The organism is Campylobacter sp. 2014D-0259 (assembly GCF_008000505.1).
In the GTDB taxonomy this organism is placed as follows: Bacteria; Campylobacterota; Campylobacteria; order Campylobacterales; family Campylobacteraceae; genus Campylobacter_D; species Campylobacter_D jejuni.
Genome location: NZ_VOAQ01000003.1, coordinates 72709 through 87430, shown reverse-complemented (window position 1 = coordinate 87430; position 14722 = coordinate 72709). Strand labels below are relative to the sequence as shown.

Annotated in this window: 16 protein-coding genes and 5 pseudogenes; 10 read left to right on the top strand and 11 right to left on the bottom strand. The window is 27.6% G+C overall.

From position 1 onward, the window contains the following. The 3 genes and pseudogenes from SR63_RS00830 to SR63_RS00820 all read left to right on the top strand — a co-directional run. Nucleotides 1–127, top strand: a pseudogene (locus tag SR63_RS00830) (methyl-accepting chemotaxis protein); the annotation flags it as partial. A 79-nt stretch (nt 128–206) separates the two neighbouring features. Beyond that, nucleotides 207–926 (top strand): class I SAM-dependent methyltransferase, encoded by a 720-nt coding sequence (locus SR63_RS00825; RefSeq protein WP_063674890.1) that lies wholly within the window; start codon nt 207–209, stop codon nt 924–926. Between the two features lie 55 nt (nt 927–981). Continuing rightward, a pseudogene (locus SR63_RS00820) lies at nt 982–1196 on the top strand (hypothetical protein). Between the two features lie 31 nt (nt 1197–1227). Here the strand turns inward: SR63_RS00820 and pyrC are convergent. The 4 genes from pyrC to eptC are packed head-to-tail and all read right to left on the bottom strand — an operon-like array spanning nt 1228 to nt 4358. Beyond that, entirely contained in the window at nt 1228–2235 is a 1008-nt protein-coding gene (gene pyrC, locus SR63_RS00815) for a dihydroorotase (protein WP_002866391.1), read from the bottom strand. Then, nucleotides 2225–2470, bottom strand: a complete 246-nt coding sequence (locus SR63_RS00810) for a replication/maintenance protein RepL (protein ID WP_002851854.1) — start codon at nt 2468–2470, stop codon at nt 2225–2227. The genes pyrC and SR63_RS00810 overlap by 11 nt, the downstream gene beginning before the upstream one ends. Next, nucleotides 2467–2823, bottom strand: a complete 357-nt coding sequence (locus SR63_RS00805) for a diacylglycerol kinase (RefSeq protein WP_014516916.1) — start codon at nt 2821–2823, stop codon at nt 2467–2469. The genes SR63_RS00810 and SR63_RS00805 overlap by 4 nt, the downstream gene beginning before the upstream one ends. After that, complete coding sequence (eptC, locus tag SR63_RS00800; protein ID WP_014516915.1) at nt 2820–4358, bottom strand: lipid A/FlgG phosphoethanolamine transferase EptC; 1539 nt, start codon at nt 4356–4358, stop codon at nt 2820–2822. Before eptC ends, SR63_RS00805 begins: the two co-directional genes overlap by 4 nt. A 117-nt stretch (nt 4359–4475) precedes the next feature. Here eptC and SR63_RS00795 point away from each other — a divergent pair, with 117 nt between their 5' ends. Next, nucleotides 4476–5234 (top strand): exodeoxyribonuclease III, encoded by a 759-nt coding sequence (locus tag SR63_RS00795; protein WP_002880893.1) that lies wholly within the window; start codon nt 4476–4478, stop codon nt 5232–5234. A gap of 18 nt (nt 5235–5252) precedes the next feature. On the opposite strand, the gene SR63_RS00790 is transcribed toward SR63_RS00795, so the two are convergent. From SR63_RS00790 to moaC, 3 genes are read right to left on the bottom strand one after another with little or no spacing between them, the layout of a single operon-like run. Further along, complete coding sequence (locus tag SR63_RS00790) at nt 5253–6413, bottom strand: hypothetical protein (protein ID WP_072238665.1); 1161 nt, start codon at nt 6411–6413, stop codon at nt 5253–5255. Next, nucleotides 6403–6666 carry a DUF493 domain-containing protein gene (locus SR63_RS00785; protein WP_002857480.1) on the bottom strand — a complete coding sequence of 88 codons (264 nt, stop codon included), beginning with the start codon at nt 6664–6666 and terminating at the stop codon, nt 6403–6405. Before SR63_RS00785 ends, SR63_RS00790 begins: the two co-directional genes overlap by 11 nt. Further along, complete coding sequence (gene moaC, locus SR63_RS00780; RefSeq protein ID WP_063674888.1) at nt 6644–7117, bottom strand: cyclic pyranopterin monophosphate synthase MoaC; 474 nt, start codon at nt 7115–7117, stop codon at nt 6644–6646. The genes SR63_RS00785 and moaC overlap by 23 nt, the downstream gene beginning before the upstream one ends. A gap of 92 nt (nt 7118–7209) precedes the next feature. Between moaC and SR63_RS00775 the strand changes: the two genes are divergently transcribed. Continuing rightward, complete coding sequence (locus SR63_RS00775; RefSeq protein WP_002851965.1) at nt 7210–7365, top strand: highly acidic protein; 156 nt, start codon at nt 7210–7212, stop codon at nt 7363–7365. A 2-nt stretch (nt 7366–7367) separates the two neighbouring features. Then, complete coding sequence (locus SR63_RS00770) at nt 7368–8678, top strand: MFS transporter (protein ID WP_002866386.1); 1311 nt, start codon at nt 7368–7370, stop codon at nt 8676–8678. On the opposite strand, the gene cheQ is transcribed toward SR63_RS00770, so the two are convergent. Further along, nucleotides 8647–9126, bottom strand: a complete 480-nt coding sequence (gene cheQ / locus SR63_RS00765; protein WP_002854628.1) for a cheVAW transcriptional regulator CheQ — start codon at nt 9124–9126, stop codon at nt 8647–8649. The genes SR63_RS00770 and cheQ overlap by 32 nt on opposite strands. Before the next feature lie 27 nt (nt 9127–9153). After that, nucleotides 9154–10011, bottom strand: coding sequence for a cheVAW transcriptional regulator CheP (gene cheP, locus SR63_RS00760; protein WP_002866385.1), 858 nt, complete (start codon nt 10009–10011; stop codon nt 9154–9156). A gap of 478 nt (nt 10012–10489) precedes the next feature. Here cheP and SR63_RS08725 point away from each other — a divergent pair. Both SR63_RS08725 and SR63_RS08720 read left to right on the top strand, forming a co-directional pair. Next, nucleotides 10490–11057 (top strand): annotated as a pseudogene (locus tag SR63_RS08725) (FIST N-terminal domain-containing protein). A gap of 685 nt (nt 11058–11742) precedes the next feature. Beyond that, nucleotides 11743–12159, top strand: a pseudogene (locus SR63_RS08720) (methyl-accepting chemotaxis protein); the annotation flags it as partial. A 54-nt stretch (nt 12160–12213) separates the two neighbouring features. On the opposite strand, the gene rplT reads toward SR63_RS08720, so the two are convergent. Next, the gene (rplT, locus tag SR63_RS00740; protein ID WP_002866382.1) at nt 12214–12567 is read right to left on the bottom strand and encodes a 50S ribosomal protein L20; all 354 of its coding nucleotides are present in this window, start codon (nt 12565–12567) and stop codon (nt 12214–12216) included. Nucleotides 12568–12660: 93 nt separating this feature from the next. Beyond that, nucleotides 12661–12852, bottom strand: a complete 192-nt coding sequence (gene rpmI / locus SR63_RS00735; RefSeq protein ID WP_002777995.1) for a 50S ribosomal protein L35 — start codon at nt 12850–12852, stop codon at nt 12661–12663. A 154-nt stretch (nt 12853–13006) separates the two neighbouring features. Here rpmI and SR63_RS00730 point away from each other — a divergent pair, with 154 nt between their 5' ends. Together SR63_RS00730 and SR63_RS00725 are read left to right on the top strand one after the other, a co-directional pair. Then, nucleotides 13007–14173 (top strand): hypothetical protein, encoded by a 1167-nt coding sequence (locus SR63_RS00730; RefSeq protein WP_002878300.1) that lies wholly within the window; start codon nt 13007–13009, stop codon nt 14171–14173. A 136-nt stretch (nt 14174–14309) separates the two neighbouring features. Continuing rightward, nucleotides 14310–14710 (top strand): annotated as a pseudogene (locus tag SR63_RS00725) (hemerythrin domain-containing protein). Nucleotides 14711–14722: the final 12 nt, after the last annotated feature.

Below are 14722 nucleotides of genomic sequence, written 5' to 3'. Positions count from 1 at the left end.
TGTAGCTCAAATTGATCAAACTACTAAAGATAATGTTGAAATTGCTAATGAATCAGCTATTATTTCTAGTACAGTAAGTGATATAGCTAATAATATCTTAGAAGATGTTAAGAAGAAGAGGTTTTAATTAGTCATTCAAGCCCAAAAAAGGGCTTGAATTTTAAAAATTTATGCTATGATTTTATATATTTTATCAAGGAAAATATATGAATTTATGGGATAAAAAGGCCAAAACTTACGCAAGATATCAAAACACTTTAAACACCATACAAAAGCAAACTTTTGAATATTTACAAAATTTAAAGATTTCTTTTCAAAATAAAAGCATTATAGATATAGGATGTGGAACTGGGGTTTGGACTTTACACTTAGCTAAAGAAGCTAAAGAAATTTTAGCCCTAGATAGTGCAAATGCTATGCTTGAAATTTTACAAGAAGATGCTAAAAAACTAAATCTTAACAATATAAAATGCAAAAATTTGAGCTTTGAAACTTGGGTGCAAAACAATCCTAATACTAAATTTGATCTTGCATTTTTAAGTATGTCCCCTGCTTTGCAAAATGAAAAAGATTATACAAATTTCTTAAATCTAGCCAAAATAAAAATTTATCTTGGTTGGGCTGATTATAGAAAAAGTGATTTTTTAGATCCGATTTTTAAATATTTTAATACTGAATTTAAAGGTTTTTATAAAAAAGATTTAGAAAATTATTTACTAGAAAAAAATATATTTTTTCATAAGATTGTTTTTGATGAAACACGCAAAGTCCAAAGAACAAAAGAAGAGGCTATAGAAAATGCTCTATGGCATTTAAGTATGAACAAAATCACAGCTTCTAAAGAAACTGTAAGTTCTTTTGTTGAAAATGATATTACTGAAACTATAGAATCTAAAATAAAACTTTTAATTATAAATAACTTATAAAAATATTAAGCTTATATTTATTACAATTTCACTCATTATTTCAAAGGAGTTTTTAGTGGTTAAAAATTTAATCATCAAATTTGGACGCTTGATTCTTGATGCAATTGCAGCGATAAGTTTTGTTGTAGCTTTGCTTTATTCTCTTTTTATGATGTTTAGCATCGGATTTTTAGCTGGTTTATTGTCATTGATAGTCAGTTTTATTGCTTTATTTCTAAGTTTTTTTGTAATCTATCTTGTTATAGATATCAGAGATGCTCTTGTAAATAAAGCTTAAATTTTCCACCTTTAAGGTGGAAAATCAATATTTTAATTGAAATTTTAAAATTTCTCCAGCCATATAAGGCACGACTTGATTGTATTTATCTTCATAAACATTTGGCACTTGCCATTCTTTTTCTTCTAAAGTTAAAATTTTATCTTCTTTAAATTTTAAATCATAAATTTTACAAGCGTTATCGCTTAAAAATTTTTGCAAATTTTCTTCTGAGCTATTTTGCTTAAATAATTCAGCTAAAACAGGTAAAATCACTGGGGCGCTAAATACACCTGCGGCACAACCGCAACACTCTTTAGTATCTCTTGGGTGAGGCGCACTATCACTTCCAAACATAACTTTTTCATAACCACTAAAAGCAAGTTCGCAAAGGGCTTCTTTATCTTCGTAACGCTTGGCTATAGGCTTACAAAAAAGATGAGGATTCATTTTACCTCCGATAACATCATCTAAAGTGATGATTAAATGATGTAAAGTGATTGTCGCGTATAAATTTTCATAATCTTTTAAAAGTTCACATAAAGTTTTAGTGGTAATATGCTCCATAACAATCTTAAGTCGTGGAAAATGTTTGGCTAATTTTTCATAAATTTTAGCAAAATTACTTTCCCTGTCCATTACAAAATCATTGGTTTCTCCATGCACTAACAAAGGAATATTTAAATCACTCATAGCCTCTAAAGTAGGTTTTAAATACTCTATATCAAAACTTGAAACTCCACCATTTGAATTTGTTGTAATTCCTGCTGGATAAAGCTTAATGCCAAAAATTTCATCTTTAGCACTGTAAAGAAATTTCTCATCATAATTTTTAAAAAAAAGTGTCATTAAAGGAGTGAAATTTTCATCTTTACAAGCCTTAAGGATACGCATTTTATAAGCTTTTAGATCTTCTAAATTGCAAAGTGTAGGGATTAAATTTGGCATAATCACAGCTGCACAAAAATCTCTTGCACTCAAAGGTGCAATAAGTTCTAACATTTGATTATCTCTTAAATGCAAATGCATATCTAAAGGATTTTTAAGTTTCATTTTTATCTCCTATATTTAGCTGATAAAATCCATTTTTAAGACGCTTAAAAAGTTTTTTTTCTTCTAAAAACTTAAAAGTAGCGATGATGGTAGGTTTACTTTGATGTAATTTTTCTTCAAGATCACTGATTTTAATCATAATAAAACCATTTTCATCGGCATTTTCACATAAAAATTTTAACAATTCAAAACGCTTTTTTCCTAAAATTTCTCGTATTAAATTTTCAAATTTCATAAGTAAATATTATATAAAATAAAGCCCCAAACAAAAAGAGCTAAAAGCACGCTAAAAAACACTGCCGCACTCGCACAATCTTTAGCGATTTTTGCTTTTTCATGCCATTCATTTGTAATCAAATCAACACAAGCTTCAATTGCCGAATTTAAAGCTTCTACAATTAAGATAAGTATTAAGACACTTATCAATAACAAATGCTCCAAAAAACTAACTTTTAAGAAAAAACTAAAAACTATCACAGGGATAATAATGCAAAGTTCAATTCTAAACGCCATTTCATTTTTAAATAAAGCAAAAAGCCCTTCTAAAGCATATCTTGCGTTATTTAAAAAATGATATTTAGGTTTCATGGATTTGCCTTAAGTTTAGGATTTAATAAATCATATTCTGGTTCATAAACACTTGTTTTTACATCAAAATATCCTAAAAGAGTGCTAAAAAGATTATCTTGAGAAAGTTTTAAACCTTTATGCTCTTTAGCTAAATTCATTAAATTTTCATCATTGCTCCAAAAAATAGCAGGAATATGAGTTTGATAACTTGGTGCTATAGCATAAGGCATACCATGAAGATAAATACCATTTTCACCCAAACTTTCACCATGATCTGAAAGATAAAACAAAGAACTTTCATAATCTTTTTGCTCTTTTAATAGTTTTATAATCTCACTTAAAAGATAGTCTGTATAAAGCAAAGTATTATCATAAGTGTTGATTAAAGCCTCGCTATCACATTTTGAAAGTTCATTAGTATCACAAGTTGGAGTAAATTTTTTAAATTCGCTTGGATAGCGTTTATAATAAGTTGGCCCATGAGAACCTTGCAAATGAAGAACTATTATATTTTGATCACTTAAATGATTTAATTTTTCTTTAAAAGGAGCGAGTAAATTTTCATCCAAATCACTAGAAAGCTTTTGCTTATAAGCTAATCTATCACAAACCCCTTTACAACCACCAGAATTATTATCAAACCATGCAGCATCTACACCTGTTTTATAAAGCACATCCATCGCATTTTCTTGAAATTCTGAACTTGAATAATTTTCACGCTTAGAAATAGAAAACATACAAGGCAAACTTACCGCTGTTGCTGTTCCACATGATGAAAAATTATCAAAAAAGACTACATTATCTTTTTTGGTATAAAAATTGGTATCATTTTTAGTATATCCACCCAAAGAGTAATTTGCCGCTCTAGCGGTTTCACCCACCACCAAAACTAAAAGTTTTTTAGTGTGATTGTTTTCTCTATAAGCATCATTAGCTATAGTTTTAAATTCTGGCTTAGCTTTCACAAAACGAATATAATAGCGATATACGGCATAAATTTGATAAAAAGGAGTATTATACATTCTTATTTCATTATAGTTTCTAAAAAAAGGCAAGAAAGTTTTACTTAAAGGGATTAAAATCGCACAAACAACAATCAAACCTGATATTATATTGATAATTTTAATTTTTATATGGGATTTAAAACTACCATAATAATCAATTTTTACTTTAACAACATAAAAAACCAATAATAAAGCCAAAACAACAAATAAGATCAATTTTAAATTTAACAAATCTTTTACTTCTTTAATGTCTGTTTGAACAACATTTTGTATCATATCAGAATCTATAAGCACCCCATAAAAACTAATAAAGTAAACACTTAAAAAAGATGATATTATAAATAATATAGAAAAAAATTTAGTAAAAAACTTTATAAAAAGTAAAGAGCAAACCACGTGAACAAGGGCAAAATAGGCCACAATAAAAACAAAAGTTATAAGCCAGTTTTGTGTATTTTTTTCATACACAAAATAAAATAAATTAAAATTCAATAATACAATCATCAAAGAATTAAAAAAAGTAAACTGAAACCAAGTTAATCTAAGCATATAAATCCCACCTTCAAATTTAAGGTTTTAATTTTATTGAATTTTTTTAAATGGATTGTAGTTTTAAATCTTTTTATGTTATGATTTACACTTTTAATGAAAATTTTAAGGAAAATAATGAAACTACTTTCATGGAATGTCAATGGCTTAAGAGCTATTTGTGATAAAAATGCACTTGATTGGATAGCACAAGAAAAAATTGATTTTATAGGTTTTCAAGAAATCAAAGCACATGAAGATAAATTTCCTAAAAAAATTTATGAATATCCTTTTAAACATATGTATTTTAATTCTGCTAAAAGAGCGGGGTATTCTGGTGTAATGAGTCTTTGTAATTTTGATAGCGAAGTAAAAAAATGTGAATTTTTTGATGATGAAGAAGGCAGGGTTTTAGAACACCGCTTTAAAAATATCGCACTTTTTAATATCTATTTTCCAAATGGTCAAAAAGATGAAGAGCGTTTAAATTTTAAAATGAAATTTTATGTAGATTTTTTAGTGTATTTGGATAAGCTTTTAAAAGATGGGTTTGAAATTATCATTTGCGGTGATGTCAATACCGCTCATAAAGAAATCGATCTTACCCACCCAAAAGCCAATGCCAATACTTCAGGTTTTTTACCTATAGAAAGAGCTTGGATTGATGATTTGCTAAAACTTGGTTTTATAGATACTTTTAGAGAAATTAATGGCGAAATCAAAGAAAAATACTCGTGGTGGAGCTATAGAATGAAAGCAAGAGAAAGAAATGTAGGCTGGAGGATTGATTATTTTTTCATTTCAAAGGGTTTAAAAGATAAACTTAAAAACGCTTTCATAAGAGATGATATTTTTGGCTCTGATCACGCACCTGTAGGTATAGAAATAGATATTTAATATCCCAAAAATGGGATATTATTTTTTAACAAATTTTTTTGCTTTTTCCCAAAGTCTTACACCGAGCTTTTTAGCTTTTTTAGAATTTAAATCTTTGTATTTTTCACTAGCAATTTTTTCTAATTCAAAAATTTCTTGTTTAAAACGATTTAATTTTCTTTGAGTAAGTTTATTAAAATCATTAATCTTTGGATTTTTCTTAATATCATTTAAAACTAATATTAGTTGCTCTCTGCTTTCACCTGCAAGACGTCTAAATTTAGCAAAAAGATTATCAAGTTCATGTTCTAGTAAATTCTCAACTATACTCTTACAAGGATCATTTTGTAGTTGAATCTCTTTTTTTAAAAGAGCAATAAAATCATCTTCTATACCTATTAGTTCTTTGCTTTTTAAACTAACATCTTCTTCAAAATTTGCATAAGTTAATGAAGCTTTAAATTTTTCCATTGCCAAAACAATACCATCTCTTGTGCCTTTAATCACACCTAAGCAAAGATCTTTTGCATAAGCCATAGATTCATTGGCTATTTCAAAAGCAGTATTTAAAATAATACTTGAAATTTTTAAAATTCTTTCTTTTTCAAAATGAGCTTCACAAATGGCATTATATACGAGATTTTTAGCTATTTCACTACTTGTAAGTTCTATATCTTCAGCCTTTTCTAATGTAGTTAAAAAAGCACTTTCAGCGGTTTCTTTTAAAATTCCAAGCATTTCTATATCAAATAAAATAGCATCATTTAAACCACCGCTAAATTCATCACAAAAAGAACATTCTTGTAAAATATTCTCGAATTCAAAAAAATTATCACTGATTTGATTTTTAATCAAATTTTTTTGATTTTCAATCTGTTTGTTTAATAATTCAGCTTCGCTAATATACTCATAAAGCGAATTTTGAGCATCTACAATACTCGCCTTAACCAAAGCTTTGATAACCTTTGTAACATTTTCATCATCAAAAAAATCAAGTTTTTTCAAAATAGTTAAAAATTCAACCAAAAGAGAATTTAAAACTTTTTTTGTTTCATGAGGATTATGCGAAATTTGCTTATATGCAAGATTAAAACTCAAGTCTTCAAGTAAATCACTTGCTTCATCTTTACTGAGATTTGATAAAGAATTTTCAAAAATAATTAAAGTATTTTTCATTTTTCCTTCTTTCTTAAAGTACAAATTTTGCTTTAGCTTTTAATTTATCAAATATATCCAAACGATCTTTTTTGCTATCAACATAAACATTTAATAAATAACTTTGATATTTTCCACTCGCACTTGAATTCGAATGTTCAAATTTATATTCTCTTTGGCCTAAAATTTCTTGAAAAATTTCACTTGCCTTAACATGCACCTCAAAAATCACCTTATAATCCCAAAAAGTAGGATAATTGATCTGGGGTTCTTTTTTAAGATCGCACAAATTTACCACTTTTGCCTCCTTCTTTGCTTTCAAGCAATATATCCGTAATCCTCATTGATTTATCTATAGCCTTAATCATATCATATATAGTTAAAAGTCCTATACTAACCCCACTTAAAGCTTCCATTTCAACCCCTGTTTTACCTTCACACTTAACTGTTACAATAAGCTTAAATGCACATTCTTTAACAAATTCCATAATATCAGTTTCGACTTTAGAAAGCATTAAAGGATGGCACATAGGAATAATTTCACTTGTTTTTTTAGCCCCCATTATAGCCGCAATAATAGCTGTTTGAAGAACAGGACCTTTTTTTGCGGTATTGTTTTTAATTACATCAAAAGCTTCTTGACACATATATATCATACCACTAGCTGTGGCTATTCTTGAAGTAATATTTTTATCGCTTACATCTACCATTTTAGGATGATTTTTTTCATCTAAATGACTTAATTTCATAAATTCACCTTTTAAAAAATTATAAAAATTATAGCAAAACCAAACAAATTTAAGATAAAATAAGCTTTGTATTTTTATTTAAGGAGAAAACAATGGCTTATGAAGATGAAGAAGATTTAAATTACGATGATTATGAAAACGAAGATGAAGAATATCCACAAAATCACCATAAAAATTATAATTACGATGATGATGATTATGAATACGATGATGATAACAATGATGATGATTTTTATGAGATGGATTAAGAATGAGCAAAACCCTTAACCAAAAAGATATAAAAGTTTTAGGACTTTCATCATTAGGTGGAACTTTAGAATTTTATGATTTTATTATTTTTGTATTTTTTGCAAATTATATTTCAACAAACTTTTTTCCAAAAGATTTAAGTAGTTTTTGGCAAATGTTTAATACTTATGGAATATTTGCGGCTGGATATTTAGCGCGTCCCTTAGGGGGTGTGATACTGGCACATTTTGGAGATAAATTTGGACGCAAAAGAATGTTTATGATTAGTATTTTGTTAATGGTTATTCCAACTTTTACTCTAGCTTTTATTCCAAATTATGAAAGCATAGGTTTTCTTTGTATTGTGCTTTTAGTTTTTATACGCATTTGTCAAGGCATTGCTATAGGCGGGGAACTTCCTGGAGCTTGGGTTTTTGTATACGAACACGCACCACAAGGTCAAAAAAGAACTTATTTGGGAATTTTAACCGCTTCGGTTGTAGGTGGAATTTTATTAGGTAGTTTAGTTTTTTTAATTATGAATAAAATTTATACCCAAGAAGAACTTCATGAATGGGCTTGGAGAATTCCATTCTTTTTAGGTGGAATTTTCGGGATTATTTCTGCTTATTTGAGAAAATTTTTAAGAGAAACTCCTGTTTTTGAACAAATGAAAAAAGACAAGGCTTTAGAAAAATTTCCTTTAAAAGAAGTGTTTAAAAAAGCTAAAATGGGAATTGTTCTTTCTATGATGATTACTTGGGTTTTGACAGGTTGCATTGTTGTAATGATTTTGCTTATGCCTAGCTATATGGCAAAAATACTTCAAATTAACACTTCTATACAAACCTATCTTCAAATAGGTGGAATTTTACTTATTTGCCTAGGGTGTATTATAAGTGGAATTTTAGCGGATAAAATAGGCATTATCAAATCTTGTGTATTTTTTAGTGTTTTTTTTGGAATTGTAAGCTTGCTTTATTTTAATACTCTATATAGACAAAATGCTGATTTTAACCTAGTAGCTTGCTTATATTTACTTGTGTGTTTTTTTAGCGGAGTGATGAATTTTTGCCCTTTAATAATGAGTGAAGTATTTGATGCAAAAATTAAATTTTCAGGACTTTCTTTTTCATATAATATTGCTTATGCTATAGCTGGAGGTTTAACTCCGCAACTTGCTTTTTTCTTGCATAGTTTTGCCTTAGATAATTTAAGTAATTTTTGGCGTTTTTCTTTGGGAATTTATGTTTTCTTTTTGGCTATTATAGCTTTGCTATGTGCATTTATTTTTTCTTATCTTAATAATACCCAACGCACATACTCTCAGTGATTTTAATACGCTTTTCAAAAGGAGCTGGGCTAAAAAAATGGCATTTTTCTATATAAATATGCTGATGATAATTTAGCCCTAAAAAATCATAAAATTTTTTTAGATTAACAAATTTAATCCCACAAATCTCCTTAAGCTCTAAAAGTTTGTAAATAGAAGAATTATTTTTTTCCACTAAATGAGAGGGGGCTAATCCAGTAAAAGAACAAAAAGCACTTGCCAATACAAAACCATTTAAACCACTACATTGCCTTAAAGCTTGCTGATGTTTTTCTAAAATGCAATTTCTATGCAAAAATATAATTCTTGTTCCTTGATATCTGCCTATTTCTACATTTTTCCAAAATTTATAAGCATTTTTTGAAATTCCAGCAAAACGATGAAATTCGGCATTTAAAATATAGTGATCTAAAAATTCATTAGGAGGTAAGATTAAACTTTTCATCACTACAATTTAGAGCCCTAAAAAGGCTCTTTAATCTTCTTTGTTTAAATTTTCCTTAGCTTTGCTAGGAAGCTTAGATAAAAGATTGTTTAAATCAAAATTAATTCCTTGAGTTTTTGCCTCTTCAAGTAAAGCAACTGCAGCTTTTGCGTTAAATGGAGAAGAGCCATCATGCGGAGCAAAAAGATGATCTGTTATTGCTAAAGCATAAGCGGATTTTTTCACTTCTTCACGAGCAGCATGAGGAGTGCGAACAAAACATATACTTTCAATCAAAACATCATCAAAATTCCAACGATGTAACAAAAATCCCAAGAAAGAAATATGATCTACGCCTAAAAATTCATTCTCCGCTAAAGCAAGATTTTCATTTTTATTTAAAAAAGCTAAAAAATCCTTATCCTTATGATTTTGTATAAGAAAATTTGAAAAAATAACAATACCAAGCCTTAAAAGCATTGCGCAAGGAACTAAAAGATGAGAAAGTTTTTTATCTTCATCATTAAGCCAATTTGTGATAAAAGTTGCCTCTTCGTTGCAAGTTTTTAAAAAATTTTGTGTATCCAAACCATAAGGTGAAACATCTATTTTAAAACTATCTCTAATGGAATCAGCCGTAACTATATTGATAATATTGCCAATGCCTAATAAAGTAATCACTTGATTTATGGTTGTAATTTCCCTTGTAAAACCATAATAAGGAGAATTTGCTAATTGCAAAAGCTTAGCCGTCATCAACGGATCACTTGAAATGATTTCAGCAACTTTCATGGTTTCTATATTTGAATTAGCCTCGCTCACATATTTTCTTAACTTACTTACAGTATCGGGTAAAGGTGGCAATACTTCAACGCTTTTTAATAAAAGCTCATTCATATCTCCAATCATATTTGATTTATCCTTGAAGTTAGTATTATTATAATTTATGATTATATCTAAATTTTAATTTACTTATTACATTTTTTGTTACTTTAAGATATAATAAAAATTATAAATACTAAAATTTTATATTATTTTTAATTAACTAACAAATTAAAATAATTTTAACGGAGTTTAATCAATGTTTTTTAATTTTAAAAATAAAAGCTCAGCGCAAAAAGAAGAGAGTAAAAAAGTTTTAGAAGCTCTATTTCTTCAAGAAAATGAACTTGAAGAAAAATTAAAAAAAATAAATATCAAGCCAAAATTAATCATAGGCTTTGCGTCGTATCAACTTAACCTAGCAATCATAGGAAATAAGATTCAAAATTCTATAAATGAACAATGTGATATCATCTTAAGCAATGCTACTGATTTATTGTGCAATCTTGATTCTAACTCAAACATTGAAAACAGTCCTTATAAACAAAATATCCAAGGAATAAGCTTGATGCTTTTTAGCGAAGATATGATAGAAAATCTCTGCACAAATAAAATCAAGCTTTTTAGCAATATAAAAGATTATACAGAAAGAAAAAAACTGATAGAAAAAGAAGTTTTATCTATAAATATACCTTTTGAAGCACACTGCACAAATACTTTGCATTATTTAATTTATGATGGTTTAAGTCAAAGCGAAAGTTCTCTTTTAGAACTTTTATACAAACACAACCCCTATCCTTGTGCTTTAGTAGGAGGTGGATCTAGTGGAAATATGGACTTTAGCGGAACATTTATATTTTATAACGGAGAAATATTAAAAAATCAAGCTTTAAGCATACATGTCCAATTTAAATCTAAATATCGTTTTGATTTAATGAAATCTCAAAATTTTAATCCTCAAAGCAACATTACCTTTACCATACTTGATGCAAGCTTATATGATAGGACGGTACGTGAATTTATTGATAAAAAAACCTTTCAATCCATCAACGCGGTTGAAGCTTTATGCAATTATTTTAACTGTACTTTTGAAGAACTTAAAAATAAAATGCAAGAATATACTTTTGCTTTAAAAATTGGAGAAGACTATCTTATTTCCCCTATGGAAATCAACCCAGATAAAACATTATTTAGTTATTGTGATATAGAAAGCGCTCAAGAATTAAGCTTGCTTAAAAAACAAATTTTATTGAAGCCATAAAAAAAGATTACGAAAAATTTTCTCTTAATAAACCAAAACCACTAGGAGCAATTTTTAATGATTGTATCTTAAGAAGACTTCAAAACAAAGAACATTTAAATCAAATCCATTTTAATGATTTTCCTATAGTTGGTTTTTCTAGTTTTGGGGAAATTTATGGAGTGGGAATTGCAAAAAGTTTAGTGGCAATATTTTTTTATGAAGTTGAAAATTTTAATGATTTCAAACCTAGATATTTAAAAACTTTCATACAAAAATACAGCGATTTTAAATACTATTATCTTAATATAAGAGCTCAAAAACTAGAAATGACAAATGAGATTAATAAAATAATTTTAAATCAACTCAAACAAAATACATCAGAAATTGATAAAAATACAAGTATATTTAAAGAAATTTTTGAAGAACTTGAAAATATAAGAAGAAGTCTTACAACCATTAGTGAAAGTTTTACCAATTTCACTAACTACCTAGAATACAACCTTTACCAAAGTGAAGAAAAAATGAATTTAGAAAAAGAAGTGCAATCTTCTTTGAAAAATATAGATCAATTAAATAGTATTTTAGATCTTATTTCAGGGATTGCTGAACAAACTAGCCTTTTATCTTTAAATGCAGGTATAGATGCTGCTAGAGCTGGAAAACTTGGTCGTGGATTTGCAGTTATAGCTGATGAAGTTAGAAAACTTTCAGAAAATACCCAAATGGGTCTAGGTGAAATGGAAGGAGCTATTAAATTAGTTATTCAGACCATACAATCCATTGCAAAAAGTTCCAATTCTAGTACTCAAGAAATGAATTTTATAAGGGATAAATCCAATGAATTTTCCAAAATCATTTCAAATCTTATAAATTCAGGTAAAGAAATTTCAGATAAATTAAAACAAAGAAGCAATGTCGGCGAAGATTTTGAAAAAAATGTAAATCAACTCAAATGTTATGAAGATGTTCTAGCTAAATTAAATCAATACTAAAAAATTAAGAATTTCAAGAAATCAAAAATCTTGAAATTCTTACACTAAAAAAAATTAAAGTGCTTTTTTTGCGGCCTCTGCAATTTTTGCAAAAGCAGCAGAATCATTCATAGCTAAATCTGCTAGAATTTTTCTATCAAGTTCAATACCTGCTTTTTTAAGACCATTGATAAATCTTGAATAACTTAAATCATTAAGCCTACAAGCAGCATTGATACGCACAATCCAAAGACGACGGAAGTCTCTTTTTTTGCGGCGTCTATCACGATAAGCATAGACTAGACTTCTTTCTAATTGTTCTTTTGCTTTTCTAAAATGTTTGCGGCGTCCACTATAAAAACCACGCGCTAATTTTAAAACTTTTTTATGTCTGCGGCGTCTAACAACACCTGTTTTTACTCTTGCCATTTTTATTTCCTTTCATAAAGTGGCGTCCAAATTTGGAGCTTGCCCTTGAAATTTTATCTCAGAGGGGAGTTTGAATGACTTTTAGTCAAAAACTTAAATTCCTAGCATTTTTTCAACAGCTTTTACATTTGTGCTATGCACATATTTAGCTGTGCGAAGATCACGCATTCTTTTTGCAGGTTTTTTAGTCAAAATATGACTTCTAAAAGCTGAGCCTCTTTTGATTTTATTTTTACCTACTTTGAAGCGTTTAACTGCGCTTTTAACGCTTTTCATCTTTGGCATACGCTTTCCTTATTTAGATAAATTTTTATTTTTCAAATTAAAAGAAAAGCTAAATACTATCAAATTTTTTCTAATTTTTGACTGAATTTAATTTTTAAAAAACTTGGCACACCTTTTGCTTATAAAAAATAGCAATATTTTGGAAAGATTTAAAATGACTATAAATTCGGCAAATCCATATCAAAATTTAACCTTATCTAATCCTTTGCAGAATAGCTCTGCTCTAAATTTGATTAAAGATAGCAAAGCTTTGGATCAAGAAGGAAATGAAAATAGCTTAGAACAATTAAGTTATATTTTTAATAATACCACTTATGCTAGTGAATTTGGATTTAGAATCAATGAAGAAGGTTTTTTTGATAAAGATTTAAATAAAATTGCAAATATACCAGAATCTTATGATATCAACATTAAAAGTGTTAGAAGCATAGCAAAAGAACTCGCAAAACAAGATGAAAATTTAAACTACAATAAAATTGATCTACCTTATCTTTTAAATAGCTATCATAGTTCATTAAAATCTATAAATTCAGAATTTTTACAAGATGATAATGCTTATTTAAGTCGCGATCTTATTTCAAAACTATCATCAGGTTTTTCAACAGATAATGGAGAATTTTTAGGCCAAATTTCAAGAATTTACAACAATCAAGAAGAAATTGATTTGGCATTAAGCAATATCGCAAATTTAAATACTTTAATGTTGGATAATAAAATAACTAATTTTCATTTTGATAAAGCCATAGAAAATACTTCTTCTAATGAAATTTTAAAACCTTATTTAACTAAAAATGCAGAAGTATCAAAATCTGGTCTTTTAATGAATTTTATCTACCATGATATAAAAACTCAAAACGAAAAAGAATTTAACTTTTTTATGAAACCTGCCACTTTAGAACTAAGCTCTCATCAAAATTTACAAAAAATTCTCAAGGGTGAAACAGATATAGAAGATTACATCAAAAAAGAAAATGAAAAAAAGATGAGTTTTGATCTTTATCTTTATGTTAATGGCGTAGATAAAAAAACAAGCACTCAAGACAAACTATCTGTATTTTTTCAACAATATATTAACTACCAAAAAGATATGGATTTAAGAGAATTTGCAAATTCAAGTTCAATATTTCAAATTTATATCGATCAAAATCGCAATGATTTTGATGCTCTTAAAAAACAATATCAAAACCAAAGTCAAGATACGCAAAGATTAGAAGAAGCAAATCAACTACGTTCTAGCTCTATAGAAAATTTTTTAGATCGTCGTCAAAAACAAGCAAATATAAATAAAATTTTAAACTCTTATATGTCTGTGATGGTTTAAAATAATTTTTTAAAAAATATATAAATTATAAATACTTTAATAATAATAATTTTTATATAATTAATTAATAAAATTTTAAGTATTATAGCATTATAATCCGCTCTCGAAAAATATAAATATAAAAGTACTCAAAACCATGACTTATAATGAAAAAATTATTTCGATGAATAATGATCTTTTAGATCATCAACATAAAGAACTTTTTGAAATTTCTAAAAAACTCTCTTTAATGAACCAACGTCATGTTGGAACAAAAGAGTTAAAATTGTCTTAAGAGAGTTGTTGATAATGATCAATAGACATTTTTCAGATGAAGAAGCCTTTATGAGAGAAATAGAATATCCTTATATCAACCATCATACAAGAATTCATAGAAAAATTATCTTAGAAATTGAAGAAATTATCATCAGTGAAGCTAAATTTGTAAATATAATGACCGAAAAATTAAATCTCGTTGTTCAAGATTTTATCTTTAAACATACAGCCAAAGAAGATTCAAAGATAGTAAAGTATTACGAAGAAAAATTTAAGAAATAGTATTTCTTATTT

What these genes read in the sequence shown, in the direction of transcription:
- SR63_RS00775 (WP_002851965.1), top strand. Translation starts at nt 7,210, where the DNA reads ATGGCTTATGAAGATGAAGAAGATTTAAATTACGATGATTATGAAAAC.
- SR63_RS00825 (WP_063674890.1), top strand. Translation starts at nt 207, where the DNA reads ATGAATTTATGGGATAAAAAGGCCAAAACTTACGCAAGATATCAAAAC.
- rpmI (WP_002777995.1), bottom strand. Translation starts at nt 12,852, where the DNA reads ATGCCAAAGATGAAAAGCGTTAAAAGCGCAGTTAAACGCTTCAAAGTA.
- SR63_RS00810 (WP_002851854.1), bottom strand. Translation starts at nt 2,470, where the DNA reads ATGAAATTTGAAAATTTAATACGAGAAATTTTAGGAAAAAAGCGTTTT.
- SR63_RS00770 (WP_002866386.1), top strand. Translation starts at nt 7,368, where the DNA reads ATGAGCAAAACCCTTAACCAAAAAGATATAAAAGTTTTAGGACTTTCA.
- eptC (WP_014516915.1), bottom strand. Translation starts at nt 4,358, where the DNA reads ATGCTTAGATTAACTTGGTTTCAGTTTACTTTTTTTAATTCTTTGATG.
- SR63_RS00795 (WP_002880893.1), top strand. Translation starts at nt 4,476, where the DNA reads ATGAAACTACTTTCATGGAATGTCAATGGCTTAAGAGCTATTTGTGAT.
- SR63_RS00805 (WP_014516916.1), bottom strand. Translation starts at nt 2,823, where the DNA reads ATGAAACCTAAATATCATTTTTTAAATAACGCAAGATATGCTTTAGAA.
- cheP (WP_002866385.1), bottom strand. Translation starts at nt 10,011, where the DNA reads ATGATTGGAGATATGAATGAGCTTTTATTAAAAAGCGTTGAAGTATTG.
- SR63_RS00730 (WP_002878300.1), top strand. Translation starts at nt 13,007, where the DNA reads ATGACTATAAATTCGGCAAATCCATATCAAAATTTAACCTTATCTAAT.
- rplT (WP_002866382.1), bottom strand. Translation starts at nt 12,567, where the DNA reads ATGGCAAGAGTAAAAACAGGTGTTGTTAGACGCCGCAGACATAAAAAA.
- moaC (WP_063674888.1), bottom strand. Translation starts at nt 7,117, where the DNA reads ATGAAATTAAGTCATTTAGATGAAAAAAATCATCCTAAAATGGTAGAT.
- pyrC (WP_002866391.1), bottom strand. Translation starts at nt 2,235, where the DNA reads ATGAAACTTAAAAATCCTTTAGATATGCATTTGCATTTAAGAGATAAT.